Annotated in this window: 23 protein-coding genes; 6 read left to right on the top strand and 17 right to left on the bottom strand. The window is 69.1% G+C overall.

Annotated features, from left to right (window positions below; translation table 11 throughout):
- Nucleotides 1–1,023, top strand: a complete 1,023-nt coding sequence (locus tag ACFFJD_RS02235) for a hypothetical protein (RefSeq protein ID WP_382360282.1) — start codon at nucleotides 1–3, stop codon at nucleotides 1,021–1,023.
- A gap of 108 nt (nucleotides 1,024–1,131) precedes the next feature.
- Here the strand turns inward: ACFFJD_RS02235 and ACFFJD_RS02230 are convergent, their stop codons facing one another.
- The 9 genes from ACFFJD_RS02230 to ACFFJD_RS02190 all read right to left on the bottom strand — a co-directional run bounded on the left by ACFFJD_RS02230 (nucleotide 1,132) and on the right by ACFFJD_RS02190 (nucleotide 6,149).
- Nucleotides 1,132–1,374 (bottom strand): hypothetical protein, encoded by a 243-nt coding sequence (locus ACFFJD_RS02230; protein WP_382360279.1) that lies wholly within the window; start codon nucleotides 1,372–1,374, stop codon nucleotides 1,132–1,134.
- A gap of 130 nt (nucleotides 1,375–1,504) precedes the next feature.
- A complete protein-coding gene (locus tag ACFFJD_RS02225; RefSeq protein WP_382360276.1) occupies nucleotides 1,505–1,828 on the bottom strand; it encodes a hypothetical protein in 324 nt (107 codons plus the stop codon).
- 177 nt (nucleotides 1,829–2,005) lie between these two features.
- Complete coding sequence (locus ACFFJD_RS02220; protein ID WP_382360274.1) at nucleotides 2,006–2,242, bottom strand: hypothetical protein; 237 nt, start codon at nucleotides 2,240–2,242, stop codon at nucleotides 2,006–2,008.
- A gap of 16 nt (nucleotides 2,243–2,258) precedes the next feature.
- Nucleotides 2,259–3,176 (bottom strand): helicase associated domain-containing protein, encoded by a 918-nt coding sequence (locus tag ACFFJD_RS02215; protein WP_382360271.1) that lies wholly within the window; start codon nucleotides 3,174–3,176, stop codon nucleotides 2,259–2,261.
- Between the two features lie 311 nt (nucleotides 3,177–3,487).
- Nucleotides 3,488–3,769 carry a hypothetical protein gene (locus tag ACFFJD_RS02210; RefSeq protein ID WP_382360268.1) on the bottom strand — a complete coding sequence of 94 codons (282 nt, stop codon included), beginning with the start codon at nucleotides 3,767–3,769 and terminating at the stop codon, nucleotides 3,488–3,490.
- Nucleotides 3,770–3,943: 174 nt separating this feature from the next.
- Nucleotides 3,944–4,240 carry a DUF7280 family protein gene (locus ACFFJD_RS02205; RefSeq protein ID WP_382360265.1) on the bottom strand — a complete coding sequence of 99 codons (297 nt, stop codon included), beginning with the start codon at nucleotides 4,238–4,240 and terminating at the stop codon, nucleotides 3,944–3,946.
- Nucleotides 4,241–4,539: 299 nt separating this feature from the next.
- Nucleotides 4,540–4,992, bottom strand: a complete 453-nt coding sequence (locus ACFFJD_RS02200; protein ID WP_382360262.1) for a hypothetical protein — start codon at nucleotides 4,990–4,992, stop codon at nucleotides 4,540–4,542.
- Between the two features lie 225 nt (nucleotides 4,993–5,217).
- Nucleotides 5,218–5,517 carry a hypothetical protein gene (locus tag ACFFJD_RS02195; protein WP_382360259.1) on the bottom strand — a complete coding sequence of 100 codons (300 nt, stop codon included), beginning with the start codon at nucleotides 5,515–5,517 and terminating at the stop codon, nucleotides 5,218–5,220.
- 239 nt (nucleotides 5,518–5,756) lie between these two features.
- Complete coding sequence (locus ACFFJD_RS02190; RefSeq protein ID WP_382360256.1) at nucleotides 5,757–6,149, bottom strand: hypothetical protein; 393 nt, start codon at nucleotides 6,147–6,149, stop codon at nucleotides 5,757–5,759.
- Nucleotides 6,150–6,367: 218 nt separating this feature from the next.
- On the opposite strand from ACFFJD_RS02190, the gene ACFFJD_RS02185 reads away from it, so the two are divergent.
- Both ACFFJD_RS02185 and ACFFJD_RS02180 read left to right on the top strand, forming a co-directional pair.
- On the top strand, nucleotides 6,368–6,613 hold the full coding sequence (locus tag ACFFJD_RS02185; RefSeq protein WP_382360253.1) for a hypothetical protein: 246 nt from the start codon (nucleotides 6,368–6,370) through the stop codon (nucleotides 6,611–6,613).
- Nucleotides 6,614–6,647: 34 nt separating this feature from the next.
- Nucleotides 6,648–7,202 carry a hypothetical protein gene (locus tag ACFFJD_RS02180; RefSeq protein WP_382360250.1) on the top strand — a complete coding sequence of 185 codons (555 nt, stop codon included), beginning with the start codon at nucleotides 6,648–6,650 and terminating at the stop codon, nucleotides 7,200–7,202.
- Here the strand turns inward: ACFFJD_RS02180 and ACFFJD_RS02175 are convergent.
- On the bottom strand, nucleotides 7,199–7,645 hold the full coding sequence (locus ACFFJD_RS02175) for a DUF6283 family protein (protein ID WP_382360248.1): 447 nt from the start codon (nucleotides 7,643–7,645) through the stop codon (nucleotides 7,199–7,201). The two genes, ACFFJD_RS02180 and ACFFJD_RS02175, sit on opposite strands and share 4 nt — an antisense overlap.
- 21 nt (nucleotides 7,646–7,666) lie before the next feature.
- Nucleotides 7,667–8,131: a hypothetical protein gene (locus ACFFJD_RS02170; RefSeq protein ID WP_382360245.1), complete on the bottom strand. Its 465-nt coding sequence runs from the start codon at nucleotides 8,129–8,131 to the stop codon at nucleotides 7,667–7,669.
- Between the two features lie 302 nt (nucleotides 8,132–8,433).
- On the opposite strand from ACFFJD_RS02170, the gene ACFFJD_RS02165 reads away from it, so the two are divergent.
- A complete protein-coding gene (locus tag ACFFJD_RS02165) occupies nucleotides 8,434–9,138 on the top strand; it encodes a hypothetical protein (protein ID WP_382360242.1) in 705 nt (234 codons plus the stop codon).
- A gap of 53 nt (nucleotides 9,139–9,191) precedes the next feature.
- Here ACFFJD_RS02165 and ACFFJD_RS02160 read toward each other — a convergent pair whose 3' ends face one another.
- Nucleotides 9,192–9,491 (bottom strand): hypothetical protein, encoded by a 300-nt coding sequence (locus tag ACFFJD_RS02160; RefSeq protein ID WP_382360239.1) that lies wholly within the window; start codon nucleotides 9,489–9,491, stop codon nucleotides 9,192–9,194.
- Nucleotides 9,492–9,765: 274 nt separating this feature from the next.
- On the opposite strand from ACFFJD_RS02160, the gene ACFFJD_RS02155 reads away from it, so the two are divergent.
- A complete protein-coding gene (locus ACFFJD_RS02155; RefSeq protein ID WP_382360236.1) occupies nucleotides 9,766–10,104 on the top strand; it encodes a hypothetical protein in 339 nt (112 codons plus the stop codon).
- A gap of 36 nt (nucleotides 10,105–10,140) precedes the next feature.
- On the opposite strand, the gene ACFFJD_RS02150 is transcribed toward ACFFJD_RS02155, so the two are convergent.
- The 4 genes from ACFFJD_RS02150 to ACFFJD_RS02135 form a co-directional block, all read right to left on the bottom strand.
- Nucleotides 10,141–10,635: a hypothetical protein gene (locus tag ACFFJD_RS02150; RefSeq protein WP_382360233.1), complete on the bottom strand. Its 495-nt coding sequence runs from the start codon at nucleotides 10,633–10,635 to the stop codon at nucleotides 10,141–10,143.
- A 211-nt stretch (nucleotides 10,636–10,846) separates the two neighbouring features.
- Complete coding sequence (locus tag ACFFJD_RS02145; RefSeq protein ID WP_382360230.1) at nucleotides 10,847–11,119, bottom strand: helix-turn-helix domain-containing protein; 273 nt, start codon at nucleotides 11,117–11,119, stop codon at nucleotides 10,847–10,849.
- Nucleotides 11,116–11,469, bottom strand: coding sequence for a type II toxin-antitoxin system RelE/ParE family toxin (locus tag ACFFJD_RS02140; protein WP_382360227.1), 354 nt, complete (start codon nucleotides 11,467–11,469; stop codon nucleotides 11,116–11,118). The genes ACFFJD_RS02145 and ACFFJD_RS02140 overlap by 4 nt, the downstream gene beginning before the upstream one ends.
- A 218-nt stretch (nucleotides 11,470–11,687) precedes the next feature.
- Nucleotides 11,688–12,620, bottom strand: coding sequence for a DNA-processing protein DprA (locus ACFFJD_RS02135; protein ID WP_382360224.1), 933 nt, complete (start codon nucleotides 12,618–12,620; stop codon nucleotides 11,688–11,690).
- Between the two features lie 2,424 nt (nucleotides 12,621–15,044).
- On the opposite strand from ACFFJD_RS02135, the gene ACFFJD_RS02130 reads away from it, so the two are divergent.
- A complete protein-coding gene (locus ACFFJD_RS02130) occupies nucleotides 15,045–16,457 on the top strand; it encodes a hypothetical protein (RefSeq protein ID WP_382360221.1) in 1,413 nt (470 codons plus the stop codon).
- A 17-nt stretch (nucleotides 16,458–16,474) separates the two neighbouring features.
- On the opposite strand, the gene ACFFJD_RS02125 is transcribed toward ACFFJD_RS02130, so the two are convergent.
- On the bottom strand, nucleotides 16,475–18,730 hold the full coding sequence (locus ACFFJD_RS02125) for a hypothetical protein (RefSeq protein ID WP_382360218.1): 2,256 nt from the start codon (nucleotides 18,728–18,730) through the stop codon (nucleotides 16,475–16,477).
- Nucleotides 18,731–19,232: the final 502 nt, after the last annotated feature.

Genomic DNA, 19,232 nt, shown 5'->3' with positions numbered 1-19,232 from the left:
GTGGGCTGGCATCTGATCGAGTGGCTGGATCGGGCGGCGCCACCGACCGTGGTGTGGAAGGACGGCGCGGCCCGCCAGTGGGCGCAGCTGGGGCTGATCGAGCGGCGCGACGGTATCTGCAAGGCAGATCTGGAACGCCTCGTGGATGCCGCGCTACGTCTACCGGCCGACCGATTCCAGGACCGCGAACTCACTCCGCTGCTGTCGAGTCGCATCAACGGCCGGCAGGGGCCTCGCAACTTGCAGGTCCACCACGTTGTCGGTCCCGACGAGATGGTGGTCGGTCTACTGCTGTGGATCGGCCGCATCGATGAACCGGTGACGGCGCGTCCACGGGCAGCTGGTGTCCGGTTCCACCCCGAATCGCGGCGGATGGAGACCGGGGCGGACGGATGGATGCTGCACGCCTCGAATCTGGACAGAATGGGGAACGCTCGACCAGCAGACTCGCTGGTCAATCGGGTTGTGTACGTGCCTCACGTCGGTGAACTGGTCGATCTGTGCGCGAGCCGCGCACCAGTGATCACGGATTTGCAGACTGAAGTCAGCCTGGTCCACGAGGACCTTCGTCTGGTGAACGTGGCCGCCGCGGTGCGCCGGCGCGGGAACCAGGTGTGGTGGATCGGTATGGACATCACCCGTTGGTCGCCACCGCCGACATCACCGGAGTTGGCGTTGCGTCTGTCTGGGCTTCCTTCGCCGGCTGCCCGCGGAATCCTGACGTTCCGTGACGACCCCGAATCTGTTCCGTCGGTGCTTTTCTGGGTGTCGGAGCCGCCGCAATGGACCGCCTACTGGTCTGAGGGTTCCCCGCAACCGGACGGGCTGGGAACCCTGCTGCACCGCGAGGACCGAGCCGCACTACTGGAGGCCCGCGACCGCATCGACTCGGGGATCGTTTCGGTGGCCACGACGGTGCGGGTCCGGCGCCGCGACCAAGGGTGGCAGACGGTTGAGGCGACGCTGTCACGGTTCCCGTCGGTGAACCCGAACGTCTTCATCATCGAGATCACCGGCGACTGAGGTCCGAGGGGGACTCGACCGAGCAGCTCTCAGCAGTCACTGTCCGGTTGGGTGCTGCCCTGCGCACCCGATCGGACAGCCCGTACCCGTGGGTGTGGGTTCGGGCGGTCAGCTGGCGGCCGGGAACTGTCTGCCGGCGGCCGCTTCGAGTGCGCCCAGCAGTTCGCGGGTGACCGCCAGGAGGTCGCGGCCAGCTGTTTCATGGTCGGGGTGGTCCCAGTCGATCTCAGCCAGGTATTGGTGCCACTGCTCGGAGTTGGGTTCGGGCAGGTGGTCGATGACTTGGTAGCCGCGGTGCAGCAGCGCCGAGACGTCGGGTTGTGGCGTGGTGGCGGGATGGGATGCGGGCATCTTGGGCCTCCTTGTCTGTGGCAGTCCCAGGGTGACAGGCCACTCTTACCGGCTGTTTCCGTTGCAGCGGCCGTCGCGCATGGTGGCGCCCCGCAACCCGACGCTGCGGGCTGCGGGGCGACGTGGTGGTTCAGAGACGGCGAATGCTGCCGTCGACGTCGTCGGCGGTGGCGGGTCGGCAGGAGAAGCCACCGGAGTCGGTGGTGGCGGGCAAGCTGGCGGCCCGCTGGGCTGCCCGCGCCGTGGCCACGGCCATCGCCTGATCGAGGGGGCCACGGTAGAGGGTGTTGAGGCTGTTGGAATGCCACACGATCCACGTATTGCCCTTGTGTGGGGTGACCAGGACGGTGAGCCCGTCCGGGTGACCGTAGGCCACCGAGTAGGCGGTCTCGTTGGTCATCGTCTGGTACTGGCGGACGACGACGTCGCCGGCGGGGTGTTCCACGGTGGTCATGTGATCTCTCCTGGCAGTAGGTGTGAGATCAGCCTCCAGCTAGCCCTGATTCAGGTGCGGCATCCTGCCCCTGCCTGAGCGCTGTGAACTGCGCAGACGCAGCCGCGCTCGGACAGGTGCGCCCGTATCGGCCACCGGCTCGCCTCCATGAGGAGGAGGCCGGTGGTCCGATGATGATCAGGCAGCGACGGGGTGGTGGTTGCGTTGGGAGGCCGCCAATTCGTCGCGGCTGATGTCGCCGCGTCGCAACGCTTCTGGCGTGTGCCCCAGGTGCAGTTGCCCGGTGTAGGCGCACCGGTACACGGTCAGGTGCTTCTGCTGGGGGTGGGAGCGTTTGGCTTTGCTCGCGTCGCGCCGGCAGTGGTAGCTGCGCTTCCCGCACGTGCAGGTCGAGTAGTCGACGGATTTATGCATGTCAGGTTCCTTCCATCTAGGCGGCGTCGGCGCGAACGCGCGACACGGTGGGGTGGTGGTTGGAGCTCATCCAGTTCCACAGTTCGGGCATGTCCTGTTCGAGGCGGGCGGCGGTGGCGGGGTTGAGGCGACCGGCCCGCAGCTCATCCCGCCGGGCCCGACACCAGGCCCCGATACGGACGTCGCCGACAACCGCTGATCGTGGAACCTTGCCGGGACCGTGGTCGGTGGCATACCGGTAGAGGGCGGCGATCGCCTGTTCCAGGCGTGCTTCGTAGCCGTCCCATTCCCAGCCGGGCAGCGCTTCGAGGGCCGCGACCTGCCAGTCGTGGAGGCGACCGGCGCGGCGTTTGCTGCGCAGGGAGATGACGCGAGTCCCCAAGGGCACCCCGCAGTAGGTCACCGCCGCCGGCACACAGGTGGTGCCGTGCTCGTTCCCGTACCGGCGGAGCACGTCCAGCAGCTCGTCGAAGGACTGGCGGGGGCGGCCGGGCGTCCACGTCCAGTCGGGGAACTCTGCAGCCAGCTGCGCGATCTGCTGCTGCGGGATCCGTCCGGCCCGGTACTCGATGTGGCGGCCCTGCTGCCAGCGGCCCAACGGGAAACCGTCGACGACGGCGTCAGCCGGCGCCATGGCCGTGCCGTGCCGGTCGCGGTAGCGGCGAGTGGCTGCCACACCGTCGGCGAACCGCAGGCGGGCACGTTGGCGCCAGCCGGGGAAGCGGGTGTCGAGGACGTCGAGACGGTCCTGCGTCAGACGTCCGGCGCGGGCGTCGGCGCGGCGGGCAGCGACCCAGTTGCCCAGCGGGTAGCCGTCGACGACGGCCCCCTCGGGCACCCAGGTGCTGCGGTGGTCGAGCCAGTACCGGTGAAAGTGATCAACGCCGGCATTGAAGCGTTGCTCGCTGCGGCGCTGCTGGAGTGTGGTGGCCATGCGGGTCGAGTCTCCTTCCGGGAGTGCCAGGTTCTTCGTCCGGTTATGCTCCCAATCCGGTTTTCCCAGCTGCGGCGCCAACAGTGAGGCGGCGACCGTTGACGGTGAAGGCGGAGCGTCGTCCGCCCTTCTCTGCGCACCGGCGGCGTCGGCGGCCCGGGAAGGCCGGGTCGGACAGCCGCTAAGGGATCTGTGGCACCACAGGTCCGATGAGACGGACAAGCGGCACTGATTTCCGGTCGGCGAGCCCGTACTAGAGCGCCCGATCGTCAGTAGGCCGACAAGACCATCGCTGACCACGGCGGTAAAGGTCACGGAGTGTCGGCCAGTGGACGCCACGCCTGACCGTCCCATTCTTCGATGCGCATTGTGGTCATGCCGGGCAGGCATCCGAGCGCGGCCGCCGTCTGCGCGTCGTACCGCTTCGCGTCGGCGAGCCGCTGGAAGTAGATCGGGAAGATCTGGCGGGGAGCGATGGTGGACGCGTACCGCCACCGGTGCGGGTTACGGCACCCGGCTTCGTAGTGGTGGGTGTCGATCACCTGCTCGCGGGCGGGCGGGCGGGACTGCGTGGGCTCGGTGTGCTTCTTCATGGTGGTGTCTCTCCTGGGCGATACGAGGTGGCGGTGGCGGCTTCGTCGCGGCGGTTGCGCGCGGTGCCGGCCGAGTAGAGGTTGAGGCCCGACGCTCTCTAGGGGGGGGAGGAGAGTGTCGGGCCTCGGGCGCCCGCCCCACGGGGGATGGGCGGGCGGGTCATCGGCGCGGGGTCAGCGGCGGCGGCGGTGCGGGTTCAGGGACGCCGACGGCTGCAGCCACTCCTGCTCGTGCAGCCAGGCCGCCCCGGCGAGCTTGTCGGCGTCAGCAACAGTCGCCAGGTCCATCACCAGCACACGCTGATCGTTGCCGTCGGCGTCGACGTAGGTGCCGCGCGCCGCCGAGGTTTCGATCTTCACCCAGTAGACCTGGGCGGCGACCTTGTTGGCCTCGTGGACCGCGTCGAGCATGTGGCAGTTGTCGTTGATGGTGGTCTGCGGGCTGGACGTGGTGGCGATGACGACGCTCATGGTGGTTCCTGACTGCTGGTGGATGAACTGCAATCAGAATGCGAGACAACGTTTTTCGGGTGCGGCACGCACGGCCGGCTCACCCCGGTCACGCAGGGCAGTCACCGGACAGCCACCCCGCCCTTTGGTCGCTATTGCCGGCGGCGGGGCGGACAGTTGCCGCGTCGGGGAGAGGTGGGGCTAGGGCCTGCGCCAGGTGTCGGATAGTCGACTGCCGGCCGATCGCACACTGCCCGGTGGCGGCAGGGCGGGGCGTGGGTGGCCCGCACCGCGCACGGTGCGGGCCACCGGCCGGTGCGCTAGTCGTCGGTGTTGACGTACTCCTCGATGAGCAGCTGGCGGCCGTCCTCAATGGTGGGGGCGCTGACGGCGTCGGCGAACAGCCCTTCCTCCCAGGTCCCGTCGTCGGGGCGAGTGTCGACGATGTCGCCGTCGTGGACGCTGTCGATGACCAGCGAGCTGTTGTCCCAGTGCCCCAGGTACGTCCAGGTGCCCCAGGTGGTGGGCGGGGCGGCGTCGGTGTCGTCGACGACGATCTCGTCGTCGTCGACGCGCCCGTCGCTGTGATGGTTCTGCGGGGCCGGTTCGATGGTCAGGTGCGACGAGACGGCGTCGCCGTCGCCTTCGATGGCTTCCACGGTGTCGATGAGCACGTCGCGGTGCTCGGAGTTGGACGGATCGAATCCGTCGGGGACGTCCACGACGGTGGTGGTTTCGACGAGGCGGTAGCGGGTGACGAGGATCGCGGGCATCGGGGGTTCTCGTTTCGATCGGGGATGTTTCTGGGACCGATCCTGCAGGCCCTCTGCACGAGGCTGCGGCACCTGAAACCTGGTCGCCCAGCAGCACGAATGCCGCCCGGAGCGGGCAGGGGCGGGCAGGGGCGGACAGTCGCCGGCGGCGGCGAGGGCCGCTGACCGAACGACAAGGGGTGGGTCGGCGACTGGCACCGGCCCACCCCCTTGTCGTGCTGCCCGCTAGTGGCGGACGTTCCAGCCGTCACGCTGACGGTCGGGCGTAGCAAAGTGCTCGCCGAGCGCCGCCCCGTACCGGGTGCGTGCCACCGTTTCCCGCAGTCGCTCCACGGCTGCGGCCATGAATGGCAGCCGAAGAATCGCCTTGATCAGGGCGATGTAGAGCACCATGCCCAGTACGATCGCCGCCACCATGGCGACCGTCTTCATCCCCGACGCCATGATCGGGTACTCCTGCGCGAACCGACCGAACTCGGCGGCAGCCTCACTGCTGCTGACCCGCTGAATGGTGTTGTCGAACATGCTGCGAACCTCTCCTTCGTGGGCGAACCCTGCGTTCACCTACCTCCGAACGGTGCCCTGCCGGTCTGTCTCGGTGCGGCACCGACCGGCGGGTGCGCCCCCTCACTGAACGGGGCGTTGACCGGCTAGGACCGGGCTTGCCGGCGGACAGCTGCGGACGGTTCGCGGCGCGGTTCTGCCCTGCTGCGGCGGGAGCGCACCGGCGGCTGGTGCCTCCGGTGCGCTCCCCGTCCGCAGGGTTAGGCGGTCAGCTTCTGGTGCACGGCCACGATCCACGGCAGGGCGGCGATGTAGGCGATGTGGGTGCAGGCGTCGACCCCGCAGTTCGCTTCGGCGCGCTTGCGGTAGTACGCGCCGTGGGAGCTTTCGGCCCAGGCGTCGCAGTGAGCGTCGTGCACGGCGGCGGCGAACCCGTCCAGGTCGAGGGTGCGGGCGGCCGCCAACTTGGTCTTGGCTGACCGCAGGTGCCCGCGGTGGGTGCAGTTCTCGTGGGCGGCGCACAGCATGAAAAGCAGGTGCGGGTGGCGCAGGAACAGTGCGGTCTTCTCCGCCGCGATCTGCTGCTTGCGCTGCTCGTGGATCGTCCCGGCCTCCGCGGTGGTGTGGGCGGTGCGTTCTGCGGTGACGGTCATGGCGGCTCCCCTTCGGTTGGTGGTGATGGACTCCACGCTCCGGGGCGGCCCTCTGCGGCTGCGGCATCCGGGGCTGGCGGCCCGCGGGTGCCGGCACCCACCCACCCGCGGGTCCGAGTCTGTTGCCCGATAGTCAGGCGCCGGACAGGTCGCGGGAGCCAGCAGTGAGTATCCGGGACCGGCGGGGACTGTCAGGGGCGGCTTCTACCGTGAGTTCCATGAGCTACGAACGAGGCGTGTTGGCGCAGTCGGGCAGTGACCACTTGGCGGGGTGGGCGGCCGAGTCGGCCGCGTGCGATCCGACCGACTTCGACAAGTGGATCGACAAGGTGGAGCTGCTGTTGGGTGTGAGTGTCGACGGCGACGACGAAACCGACGGCTTCTCTCTCGACGGGTTCAACGACATGTGGGAGGCCGGCCGAACCCCGGAGCAGGCCGTCGCAGCTGCCGGCGGCCGCCGATGACCGCCGGGCGGCCGCCGGCCTAGCCGTCGTCGTGGTGGCGTCGGCGACCGCGTGCACGGAGAGCACGTCGGACTCGGCGACCGCGACGCCAACAGCCTCTGCGTCGGCGGCGAGCTCGTCGACGGCGGACAGGCCGACGCCGGCCTCGAGCACCGCGGAGCGGGCCGGGCGGGTGCAGGTGGTGCGCGGCGACGACTACGACGCGACGGTGCAGGTCGGCGACCCGTACCGCACCCGCTCCTCGGCCAACACGCCACTGCTGGTGTTCCCGGTGTCGATTCGGGTGTCGTCGGGGACGCTGCCGGCGGCATCCCCGCACTGGCATCTCGCCGGCGGAGCAGGACAGAACGTGGAAGCAACAGCCCTGTCGGGGTTGCCGGGGTCGTTTGGGCTGCTCACTGACCCGGCGACCAGCGGCGGTGACGTTGACGGTCTGGTGGTGTTCATGGTCGATGAGGGCCGGTTCCAGGCGGACACGGTGATCTCCGGCCTGGAGTTCAACCCGGACGTGTTCCTGGCACCTGATCAGACGGTGACGTGGCCGATGTCGGTACGACTGGATCAGGTGCCGGTCGACCCGGCCGGTTAGGTTAGGCGTCGGCGGCGCACGATCTTGCTGATCGCCGCCTGCGCGGACGCTCCGGGCTGGTCGATGTCGGCGACACCGTGGTCGGCGGCTTCACGCCCGGACCCGAACAGGGCGATGGGTGAGCTGTAGGTGAGGGTGCTGTCGACGTCCTCGGCGGCGAGTGTCCCGTCGGCGGTGGCCAGGCGCAGTGCCAGCAGCTCGGTGCCGTGGCAGCCGACCCAGCCGCCGCACAGGCGGGCGGCGTCACTGTCGGCGTCGTTCTGGTGGCACAGGAACAGTCGCTCGGGTTGGGCGTAGGTGGGGGCGTCGTAGCCGGTCAGCGTCTCGTATTCGCTGGCCTCCCACACCCCCGACGGCGCGTCCTGCCGGTACGGGCAGGACGCGCACGGGCGGGGCGCGGGCCCCTTGATCGGCCGGTCCCTGCCGGTGCGCGCCGGAGTCATATCCACGATTCGCGTCCCCTTCTATTCGCTGTCGGTGTTCTCGTACTCGGCGCGCAGCTCGGCGAGCACGGCCTCGGCGGTGGGTCCGCTGCCGATCGCGCACCACCGGTCGACGTCGGAGACTCCTTCGACGCTGACCTGCCCGGTGGCGTGCTCTCCGGCCAGGACGACGTCGATGACCAGGATCGAATCTTCCCAGTGCCCGAAGAACGTCCACGTGTTCCACGAGTTCGGGGTCGGCGGGGTGGACGGGATGGTGGGGCCGGTCAGTTCGTCGTCGTCGACGGTGAGGTCGCAGTGCCAGTCGGGGGCTTCGTCGACCGTGATCTGCAGGGTGCGCGAGTTGATGTCGCCGCCCGATTCGCCTTGCAGCAGCACCTCGTTGAGGGCCGACCGGTGCTCGGAGTTGGCGACGTCGAAGTGGTCGGGCACCTCCACGCACGACCTGGTTTCGGCGATCTCGGTGCTGGTAACGATGAGGAACACGATGTTCTCCTGCGGTGGTCGGGGGTGGTTGACTGCCGATCACGCTGCCAGTGGCCGCCGCCAGATTGCGGCAACCCGAACCAGGCAGCCGCCGCCGGCGGTGACGGCGTTCTTTCGGGCAGTGGAGGTCTTCATCGGTGCTGGCCGGGTGGGCCCGCACAGCCTGCAGCGGGAGGGGATTAGGCTGCTCGCGACCAGCACGCGGCGAGCGGTGACGGCGGCCGGACAGCGTTGGAGTGCCGGTACAGGCGGTAATCGCCGATCGCTGCTTGCTGCTGGTTTCTTGGCCCTAGCATTTCTTCATGAGTACCAATCCTGAGCCCCCGACCATTGCTGAACCGGACGCTGGGCAGGGGGTTGAGCAGGGAAAGGAAGCAGGCCAACGACCTGACGCAGATGGTTCCAATAAGCCGGCCGAGTTGGGTGAACAGCAGCCATTCTTGTTCCTGTTCTGGTTCGCGTGCGCCTTGCTGCTCGTATACGTCGTGTTCGGCGCGCTCCTCCTCAATTGGGCCGATAACGAGGGCATCACCGAGGAGAAGTGGTCGCGGTATGTGTACGTCTTCGGTGGCCTCCAGGCCATAGTGTTCACCGCCGTCGGCTGGGTGTTCGGCCGTGAAGTGAGTCGGGGAGCGGTCGCTGCAGCGGACAACGCGACAGCGGGCGCCAAGGACGAGGCCCAAGCCGCCCGAAATGAGGCAGCAGAGGCACGAAAAGCCGCTGTGGAGGCGCAGGCGGCGACCACGCAGGCTCAGGCGGAGACCGTGCAGGCGCAGGCAGGTCAGCTTGCCGCAGAAACCGCGGCTGTCACCGAGTTGGTCAGAGCGGAGGCAGAGGCGATCGCCAATGGCCGGGAGTTGGCCGGCGCAGTCCGGGTGTTCACTGCCTCGGCCAATGCGACGGCGACGGGCGGCGCCGAGACCTTCGCTACGACCAACTCGGTGGCGATGGCCGCGGAGCTGCAGGCGATCGCTGACCGACTGTTCCCTCCGACTCCTCGGAACTGAGCTTCCTCAGTCGCACCAGGTCTGGGCGTATGCCACAGCACGCGGCGCAGTGATCAGCACGGCCGGGATTGGCGTTCTTCCCACCGCACCCACTGCTCGGGCGGGTAGGAGGCCAGCGTTGCGCCCATGTAGACCACGTCCAGGGTTCGGTCGGCGTGTTCGTAAGCCCACAGCACGAGATGGAGATCGGCCTCGAGGTATCGGGTGCCGGCGATGCTGTCGACGCTGCCGTCGGCTAGGTGCACGTCGACCACGCCTCTGCCGGACAGCGCGGCCTCACCGAAGTAGTCGGCGGAGCATTCGATGATCCCGGTGGCCCGCGGTCCGTCGGTGATGTAGTAGCGGCGTGTCATGACTTCACTCCGCCCAAGCGTGCTGTGACCTGCATGTTTGAAGCGTAGCGGCGGGCTCTGACGAACGAGGAACACCGCCGCAGGTGGGGTGGCCCGCGGTCCACCTACGCCGGGCGCGCGCACTCAGTTCGCGACTGCTGCCGGGTGTGCCTGGGCGTTTCCGTTCGGGGTGAACCCGCCGCCGACAGCCCGCACCCATGGGTGCGTGGCGGACGCAGGGGCGCCCCATCGTGGCTAGCCGCGCACTGTCGGACCTGCGGTCGAGACTCTAGGTATGAGTTTCATCGAGATTCCGTGGCCGTGCCTGTTCCCGTTCACTGAGCTGCGTCAGCACCGGTGGCTGCTGGCGAGCGTGTCCGCCGAGCGGATCCGCACCGCGGGCGCTGCGCCGGTGCGGACGGTGATGTTCACCAACTCCGACGATCGGGCGTTCACCTTTGACATCGACCGGTCCGGGGAGATGGTGCTGCATGGCACGTTCGCTAACGCGGCCACAACCCTGGTGACGGACTGCCCGCAGGCGGTAGCCGAGCTGGCGGCGGCCGCACCTACTGCGTGCTCCGACGAGCTGACACGGATTCCGCAGGTTCGTCGGGTGCGGCAGTTCCACTGACGGCCACCCCCTGCCTAGATTCGGTGGCCGGCTACCTCAGTAGGTCAGTGCGTCGAGTTCACTTTGGGCTTGTCGGTACTGGCTCGAATACTGCCCGCACGGCGCGAGGGGGCCTTCGAAGGTCACTTCCTCCAACGCTTCCTCCAACCCGATGAGTTCATCGGGCGGGACGCTCATCGCGCCGCCTTGCACATGCCAACGGTTCCTGATGATCACTTCCCGCGAACTCACCCGGATATAGGTCGCGATGTTGTTCAAGCTGATGTCCCGGTCCCGGTACTGAGACTTGAAACGAGTGCACGTGGTGGTGGCGGCTTCCTCCCACTCAGCCTGGCTGACACCGGGGAAAAGTGAGCTATTGACCGCGGGAAATGACGGCTGCTCGGTCGCCTGGCTCGTCGATTCCGAGCTGTCCCCGCCTCCTGTCGCGGCCACCGCGATCACTGTCGCCAACGACGCGGCCACGACAATGCCGGCAAGTACTGCGACCGACCGCTGGCGCCACCACGGTGCGGTTGCCGGTGGTTCCATCGCGGCGTCAGCGGTCCAGGAATGTCCATCCCAGCGCCGCCACCCTGGCCCCCACGGGTCGCGGTACCAGCCAGGCTGTCCAGGTCCGGTCATCGTGTCCTCACTTCTTAGTCATGTCTCGAGCTCCAGGGCACAACGCCCACCCGCTCGCCGGTCGGGCCCGGCCACCGGACAGTAGCGCGTCCGGCAGCGTCGCGGCGGGCTGGTGCGGTCAGGCGTCGACGGTGACGCGGACGCCGAGGGCGGCGCCGATGTTGACCAGGGCGTCGAGGGAGAACTTGTCGATCCGGCCGTGGCACAACTCGCTCATGCGGGGCGCGGTGATGCCGGCGAGGTCGGCGGCGACGCGCTGGGTGAGTTTGCGGGCGGCGATCTGGTCGATGACCGCGGTCATCAGGACCGCCCGCACCCGCAGGTTCTCGGCTTCGGCGGGGGAGTCGGTGACGGCGGTGAGGGGGTCTTCTTCGTGGATGAACGTGCTCATGGGCGCTGTCCTTTCAAGACGGCCTGCACGTCCCGGTAGCGGGTGCGGGCCAGGGTGAGGATTCGGTGGGGTATCTGCTGGTCCTTCTTGGTGAACGCGAGCAGCACGTACACGGCGGTCGGGGTGCCCGCGAGCAGGTACAGGCAGCGGTGAATGTCGGTGCCCCGCTTGATGCGGATTTCGCGGACGCTGGTGCCGACGGTTTTCACCGGAGCCCAACTGAGCGGGTCGCGTCCCTGCTGGAGCAGGAACAGTCCGTAGCCGATCTCGGCGCGCGCGTAGTCCGGCATGTCGCGGATCTCCTGCTGGCTCGGGCCGACGAAGTACGTGCTGCGTAGCTGGTCGCTCATACCGAAAAGTTATCGGTACCAGAAACAATGGTGCGGCACGTTCACGCCCCCGTCAAGTTCCGCCGACCGCGCCGCAGGCCAGCTCCCGGCGTTGAGTGCCCGTGCCGGCCGGGCGGAGGCTGCGGCGGACAGCCGCCTGGCGGCGGGGCCGCTGCCGGTCGCGGAGATGCGTCGGCCGGGCCCCGCACGGTCGGCGGGGCCCGGCAGTCGTCGCGGGGCTACAGGCTCAGGTCGGTGACGGCGGTGAGCATCACCATCTGCTGGCGGGCGATCGCCGCGTTCACTCCGGCCGAGAGGCGGCTGTTGATCGGCCCGGGCACGCCCCACACGTGACCTTCGAGGGAGAGGGAGGTCGCGGCGATGGCCAGGGCGGGGTCGCCGACGGCGGCTTCGACGACGACGACGTCGCGGGCGTACCGGGCGATCATGTCCCCGGCCAGGCCGCGTCGGGCGGTGGAGGCGGCGAACCCGGGCGGCTGCGCCGACACGAGCAGACCGTCCTCGGCGGCCGCCGCGTACAGGCGGCTCATCGACCCCGCTTCCCGCAGCGCCACATCCAGGCCGCGGCCAAGCACGGTGACCGTGGTGCCGCGTGCGACGAGCGCTCCGCGCAGGGCGGCGCTGCTGGCACCGAATCCGCCGTCACTGCACAGAACCTGTCCCTGCTCGGCCAGGCTGATCCCGAAGTCGCCAGCCACTCCGTCGGCATAGCGGGATGAGGAGGAGGAGCCGAGGACCGCGACCGCCCGCGTGGTGAGCAACGAATCCGGGCCGTCCCCGTACACCCACACGCCGGGCAACTCCCACGTATCGGGCAGCTGGTCGCCGGGGATGAAGCGGATGTTGGCGGCGTGGGCGTCGGCGAGCAGTTCGGCGCCGGGCTGGCGCGTACCCATGTAGGCGTTGAGGGCCTGGAACGCGAACGGCAGATCACCGCCGTCGCCGGGCATCTGCCAGCGCGCGATCTGGTCAGCGGCGGCGACGGCACCCATCTGGTCGGCGAGCGCCCGCAACGGCACGGCGAGTTCCGGCACGAGCGCGGCGGCCAAGGAGAGTTCCGCCCAGGCGGCCGCAGTCGGATCGACGTCGGTCGGATCGACGGCGGTCGGATCGACGGCGGCGGGATCGGTGGTGATGCTGGGAGTGCTCATGAGGTTCCTTCCCCGGGAGTCGGCCCGGCACCAGCGGCCGGGATCAACGCAATCGCACCAGCACGTTCCTCCGGCCTGCGGCACCCAGCGGACTGCCCGCGTCCGCTGGCAGTCCGCGGTGCCAGCACCGCCGGCGGACGTCGGAGCGGACAGCCTGACCGCTCGTGCAAGCCGGGCCTGAGCGAACACTGCCGCCCGCCGACACGGATCGGCGGGCGACCGCGCGACGGCGCCGCCCGGAGGGGCTGGGTCTGTTGTTCGGCGGTGGCGGCAGGATCGCCGCCTCCCGCGGGCGCACCCACCCGACAGCCCGCACCCACGGGTTCGCCACCGACCACAGGCTTGTCCCCAATCTCGGCGGCCGGCAGGCCCGATCCGCGACCGGTCACACTCGATCCCGCCGCAGCGGACGCGCCCGCCGCGACTGCGGCTCGGTGGGCATCCAGTCCCCTCGCTGACCGGCGCCTTTCGCCACCGCCGAACGTCTACTGGACCGGCCGGGCCGCCCCCGGCGGCTGCCCGCGGATCCGGGGATCGCTCCGCCGCCGAGAACCGACACCAACCCAGGTCGTTCTTGTCCCCAACCTGTGCGACCTCCGCCCATGTCTGCGCCGCCAGACTCGGGCACCGCCACCCGGCGGTCACCGACCCTCGCGAGCCCATCCAGTCCCCACCCCGATCGGCCGACCCGCCCGCGTGGTGAGCACTGTTCGCCGCGCGGTCGACGACGGCGACGGCCACCGGCCTGGCCGAGCGCGCCACCCCCGCCGGCACCAGCTGCCAGTCCCCACCCAATCGGGCCGCGACAGCCAGCCCGCCGGCGCCGCGGCCGGCCCGCCCCGACGCCGCCACCGGCCCGCGGCCCGCGGCCCGCACCCACAGGCACCTCGCCCGCCGCTTCTATCCTTGTCCCCAAGCAGACCGCCCCGCCCGCACCCGCCCGCGCCCGACCGCGCCGACCAGCGACCGACCAGCGACCGACCAGCGACCGACCAGCCCTCCGCCGACAGCCCGAACCCACGGGTGCGAACCCGCCCGATTCTTGTCCCCAATCATCAGCGCCGAGCTGCGCCCGCCGCGCTCCGCCAGCCCACGCCGCCACGCCACCCCGCCGCTCATTACCAGTCACACAAAGACCCGCGTATCCACCGACCGTGCACCGCGGCCGACAAGCCCGCGCCGCCCCAGCTACGGAAGGGGGAGAAGAAGAAAAGCGCGGCCGCAGGCCGCGCCGCCGGGAGGCCGCGAAGCGGCCTGCCGACCCAGCCACCACCGGTGGTTGGGTTCGGGTCCGCCCTTCGGGCCTGGACCCTTGGTGTGGTCGTGGCGGTTCGCCCCGCCCTTCGGGCCTGGGGCTTGCGTGTTGTGGGGTTGGTGGCTGCGTTGCCGGCGTCGTGGTGTGCGATGGCCCGGTGTTCGCCGCCGCCACGAGCAGCCGGTGCGCCCGGGGTGTTGCTGTGGTGGGGTTCGCCCCGCCCTCCGGGCCTGGGGCTTGCGTGTTGGTGACGGTGTGGTGCCTGGTTGCGGCCGGGGGTGCACACCGACGGGTGCTGCGGTGGTGGCGTCGGTGGCCGCCGGGTCGTCGGCGGGTGGCTGGGTTCGGGTCCGCCCTTCGGGCCTGGACCCTTGGTGTGTGTGGTGCGGTTCGCCCCGCCCTCCGGGCCTGGGGCTTGCAGCTGCTCGGCTCGGGATGGCCGTGGTCGCCCACCCCGGCGGCACGAGTTGGGTGACCTGTCTCGGCAGCCCGCCCCCCGGGGTGGGCGTCGATGTCACCGGCGAAGCCAGCACCGTCGTCGACACCACCCCGCCCCGGCAGCGGTACCCGACCCGGGAAAGGGGGCTCGCCACCGGGCAGTGACCCGGGCTGGGTTGAAGCGTCCAGGCCCGAAGGGCGGACGCGGCCCACCGCGGGACTGCGGTCTTCGTTGTTGCCGGCCGGTGGTCGGCGGCGTTGCCCGCCGGGCGGTGGTGACGGCGGCTGCACAGTCCCGGCCCCTGCGGTAGCTGCGCGCCGGGGGCGTCCCACCCGACCCAGGATCACGCCCCGGTAGGGGTGTGAGCGTGGCTGTCGGGGGAGCGCGCCCCCGGCCCGGCACTGCCGGCAGGTGTGGCCCGCGAAGCCGGGGGCAGGGCGGGATCGGCCGAATAGGTCGATTCCGCCCTGACACCGTTGCTTCGCATGAGGGGCCGCACCTGACGGCAGGGACGGCGAGCACCAGCACCCGCAACACACACAGTCCGTAAACGCTTTCAAATAGGTGCTGTGTGTGTTGTGGGTGCTGGTGCGAGAGTCGGGAAAATGTTGGTGGTTTTGAAATGACTTTGTGACTTTGTTTGTGCTGGTGGGCGTGTCGCGGGTTTTAGGTTCGTGGTCATTGTGGTAAATGACAGTGGTAATGACGTGATATTTGGGAGGGTGTGAGGGTGGTCAAGGCGATCCCGCAGGAGCTCGTTGACGCCGCGCAGGTGGACCGTCGGTTTACGCGTTGGCATCGTGAGCAGTCCAGTCGTGTGGCCTCCCAGGTTGTTTCGCATCGTTCGGGTGAGGCCCGGAAGGGTCATGGCTGGCGGCGTACTGCCCGTGATGAGGCGCTGTTGGAGTTCGCTTCGTTGCACGGCATGGTGCTGTTGCGTCAGGCGGCGAAGTGGTTCTATGGCGGGAAGCAGTCGACGGCTTCGCAGCGGGTGTCGAAGATGGTTGCTGCAGGCCTGTTGAACCGTGACGATGGTGTGCCGGAGTGGGCGGGCATGGTGTTGACGCCGACGCGGGCCGGTCAGATTGTCGGGTTGCAGGGGTTGCCGCCGGTGTTCGATCGGTTGGCGAACCGCTACCTGTCGGTGCCGGACAATCTGTTGCACGCTGCCTTGGTTGCTGACCGCATGTTGTTGGCGCAGTCGCAGGGTTTTCGGGTGCTCACCGAACGGCAGATCCGTTTGCTTGATGGTGAGGATCTGGCGGTGGTGCGTGAGTTCATGACTTCGGAGGCTGTGGGCGCGAAGTTCGCCGACAGCGAGTTCGAGTTGGGGATTGTGCCCGGGAAGGTGTGGCGTTCCAAGCCAGGTCCAGTCGGCGGCGATCGCGAGCTGGTGGCTGATGACTCGGTGTTGGCGGCCGCGTATCCGGCGGTTGGTCAACGTCTGGATGATCCGCAGCCCGGTTCGGTGCGCTACCCCGATTTTGTGCAGATTCATCCGACGACCGGCGAGTTGATTGCGGTGGAGATCGAGTTGGCGTCCAAGGCCAATGACCGGTTGGCGTCCATCGTTGCCGGCTACTCGAAGGCGGTGGCGCGGCTGGTGCCGGACGGGTTCGGAGGGTTCCGCACCACGACGGTGGTCCGCACGAATCCGCAGACTGGTGAGCAGGAACAGAAGCAGCAGCCGGTGTTCCGGCGCGGCCAATTCCGGCAGGTGCAGTGGCTGTGTGTGCCCGAGACCGCTAAGCAGTTGCGGGGCCGGCCGGGTGCTGATGGGAAGTTCCGGGACGGCTACATCGAGCGCGCCATGCCTGACGAGTACCAGTGGGTGAACTGGGCTCAGCAGAGCCCGGCGCTGCCCATGTTGGTTCATGAGGTGACCGCCGACGATCCGGGTGTGCAGTACAGCCTTGATCAGCGTGTGCTGCATGCCCGTTACCGCTGCAGTTACAAGCGGTGGAAGGTGTGGCGGCAGCTGTGGGAAGAGGACATTCGGCCCGAGCGTCGCGGCATTTTGACGTTCGTTCGTTGGCTGATGGTGCCGTCCGGGGGTGGGCAGGAATCGAATCTGGACAGGTGCTTGGCGGCCGAGGTTCGGGCGGCGAATGCTGCTCCGGCGCGGCGTGTACCGGTGCCGTGACTGAAGGGTGTTCTGGTTCATCGGGTCACCTCGGTGAGCGTGATGGTGTGCGCGCACGCTGTCATGGCGGCGCCGTGGTCGGGGGTGTTGTCCGGGTGTCGCGGATAGCGACCGCGGTCGGCGAGCACCGAACTTGTCCACGCCTGTTCGCGGGTGTCGTTGCGGGCGCTGAGGAAGTCTTTTTCGGCGCACCACCAGTCCCAGCGGGCGCGTTCGCACAGCCACCGGTGGTGCAGGCGCGACCAGGCTCCGGCGGTGTGGGTGCGTTCGGCAGCAGCAATGTAGGCGGCCTGATCTGCGGCGGGTTCACCCTGGTCGTCGACGAGTCCGACCCGGTTCAGCCAGGCTGTGGCGGCTACGATCGCGCGGGCACTATGGCCGGTAGCCGCCTGCAGTTCGGGGACTGTTCGCCGCCCGTAGTGAGCCAGGTGCAGCAGAACCAGGCTGGCTGCGGTCGGGGCGTTCGAGGCCAGCCACACATCGTGTTGGAAATGCAGACTTCTCGTCGCCAGTAGTAGCCAGAGGTCTTCCCGAGGAAGGGTCTGGGGTGCGGGTTCCCCTTGTGTCCAATCAGGTCCTGAACCCAAGGCCCACCCGGTTGCCCGGCGCCCTTCGGAGGGCTGCTCGACGATCAAATAACCGGCGGCTACGAGCTGGGCGTTGGCTGTTGCCACTGTTTGTGGGGATCGGATTCCGGCGTCGGCGGCGAGGTCGCGGCACCCGGCGTAGTAGCTGCGGGAGGCGGTGGCGGCGGCGCGCTTGAGGTGCGCGGTGTAAACGCGCATGAGTGTGTGGCCGTCTTTGGTGTAGCCCATGCGCGTGTCGCGTTCGGCGGCGGCGAGCAGTCGCCTGACGTGGTTGAGGGCGGCGGTGCTTGCTTCGGTGTCGGCGGGCTGTGCGAAGCCGGATTCTTCGACTGCGGTGCAGGCACGAAGGTACTGGCGGCGCAGGTGCTCGCGGAACTGGGTTCGGGTGCGCGGGATTCGGGTGCTGCTGTGCCGGCCGTCGCGTTCGGAGTAGGAGTGAGTGAACAGCTGGCGGCCGGGGCGGGCTAGATCCCAGACGTCGTCGAACGACAGGCGGCGCACCACCAGCGACATGAGTCCGCGGTGCTGAATTGCGGAGGCGTCGAGGTGGGCGGGTAGCTCGCCGGGGGCGTTGAGGAATCGTGCCAGTTCCGGGTTGAGAGCGCGCAGTCGAGGGTCGCGGCCGGCGCCACTGTTGGGGCGAGAAACGGTGGGGGACGGGCAGATGCGGTGCCCCTGAGTGCGCCACATCGGCGTCACGGTGGCGTGGCTTTCGACGGCCTGCCGATGCAGCTCGTCTAGGTGCGGCAGCAGGTTGTGCGGGTCGATCAGGGAGGCCCATGCGCCGCCGCCGACGATCCGCACGGCGGTGTCGGGGGCGAGTAGTTGGGGGTCGATGGCGGCCAGTGGCGGTAGCGGTGGTGGCGGCGGCAGGTGCCGGTGGTGGCCCGGGTTGGCGGGGGCGAGGACTCCGACTCGGTCGGCGATCTGGTGTGCTGCGGCCTGGCATAGGTGGTCGATCTCGGTGGGATCGGCGATGCGGCGGCCGGCGGTTCCGGCGATGAGGTCAGCGGGAACCGGTGCCCCGCCAGCCGGGTCGCACGCAAGAAGTCGGGTGGCCAGGTCGGTGGGCGCGCGCAGCTGCCCGGTGAGGACGTGGTGGGGGTCGGCGTTGTCGGGGGCGGCGATGGCGGCGAGTTCGGCGTGCCCGCCGCCGCGGTGCGGGGCGCCGGGGAAGCGGATCGCCGCGGTGCGTGAGGCCGCCATCGGGCTGCGGTCGACGGTGAGGAACTGTCGGGTCAGCCAGTCGCTGACGGCGGCGGCGATGGGTGGCTCCCACGCTTGGTCCAGGAGGACAAGGACGTGTCGGCGACCGGAGTCGACACCGTCGTGCACGGAGGAGCGGACCAGCAGGTGCGGGCAGCCGAGGGCGCTGAGCATGGCGCTGAAGAGGTCGGCTTCGGCTGCCGCTGTCGGTGCCGGGGTGGTGTCGGAGTCGGTGCGGGCGCGGTCGAAGTCGGCGACCAGGATGGTGCGGTTGCGGCCGGCGGTAGTGGTGTGGATGGCCCACGGGTAGTTCGGCGGCTGCTGCAGTCGCGCGGTCAGTGGGGCGCGTTCGGTGGTGGTGTACACCTGCCGGCGCTGTGGGTCGGTGCGGACGGTGTTTGGGTGACCGGACCAGGCGAGCCCGATCGTGAAAAGGGCAGCGTGAAGGTCGGTGTGCGGGGCGGCCGCTGGGGCGCTCATGGCTGGCGCCTGGAGGTCTCGGACGTGGCCGAGACCACCGATACGAGCCCATACCACCGAGACTGGCGAGACGGGTGTGACAGATGGGACGAATGGGAACACGCGGAGGGGTGGCGAAACTGGACCCTCCGCACGGCAAGGGGGTACCCTCGCATGTGCGTGGCCTTTCAAGGAGCACGCAAAGGACCGACGCGAGAACCCTGGCAGGTACCCGAGGAAGTCCGACAGACAAACGCATCCTGTGGCGGGGTGCTATATCTGAACCGAGTACATCGACGAGCTTCGGCTCAGGGCGGTGCTTGGAGTTGGATTTGCGTGGCTGGGTGGCCCTGCTAAATCTTGATGAAATGCCTTCGCGTAAGCGGAGGCATTTCGCATTTCCGGGTCACGGTGGTGGAGCTTGGCGGGCTCCCCGCGACTGGAATCGCATATCCACTTCCTGCGCCCTGATCCTGGTCGGCCGATGTGCAGCTGGTTCTAGCAGCTCGCGTGGCGCGTCGGT

This window comes from Gordonia phosphorivorans (assembly GCF_042432625.1).
Taxonomy (GTDB): Bacteria; Actinomycetota; Actinomycetes; order Mycobacteriales; family Mycobacteriaceae; genus Gordonia; species Gordonia phosphorivorans.
The sequence above is the reverse complement of the archived record's forward strand: the minus strand, read 5'-3'. Positions and strand labels throughout refer to the sequence as shown.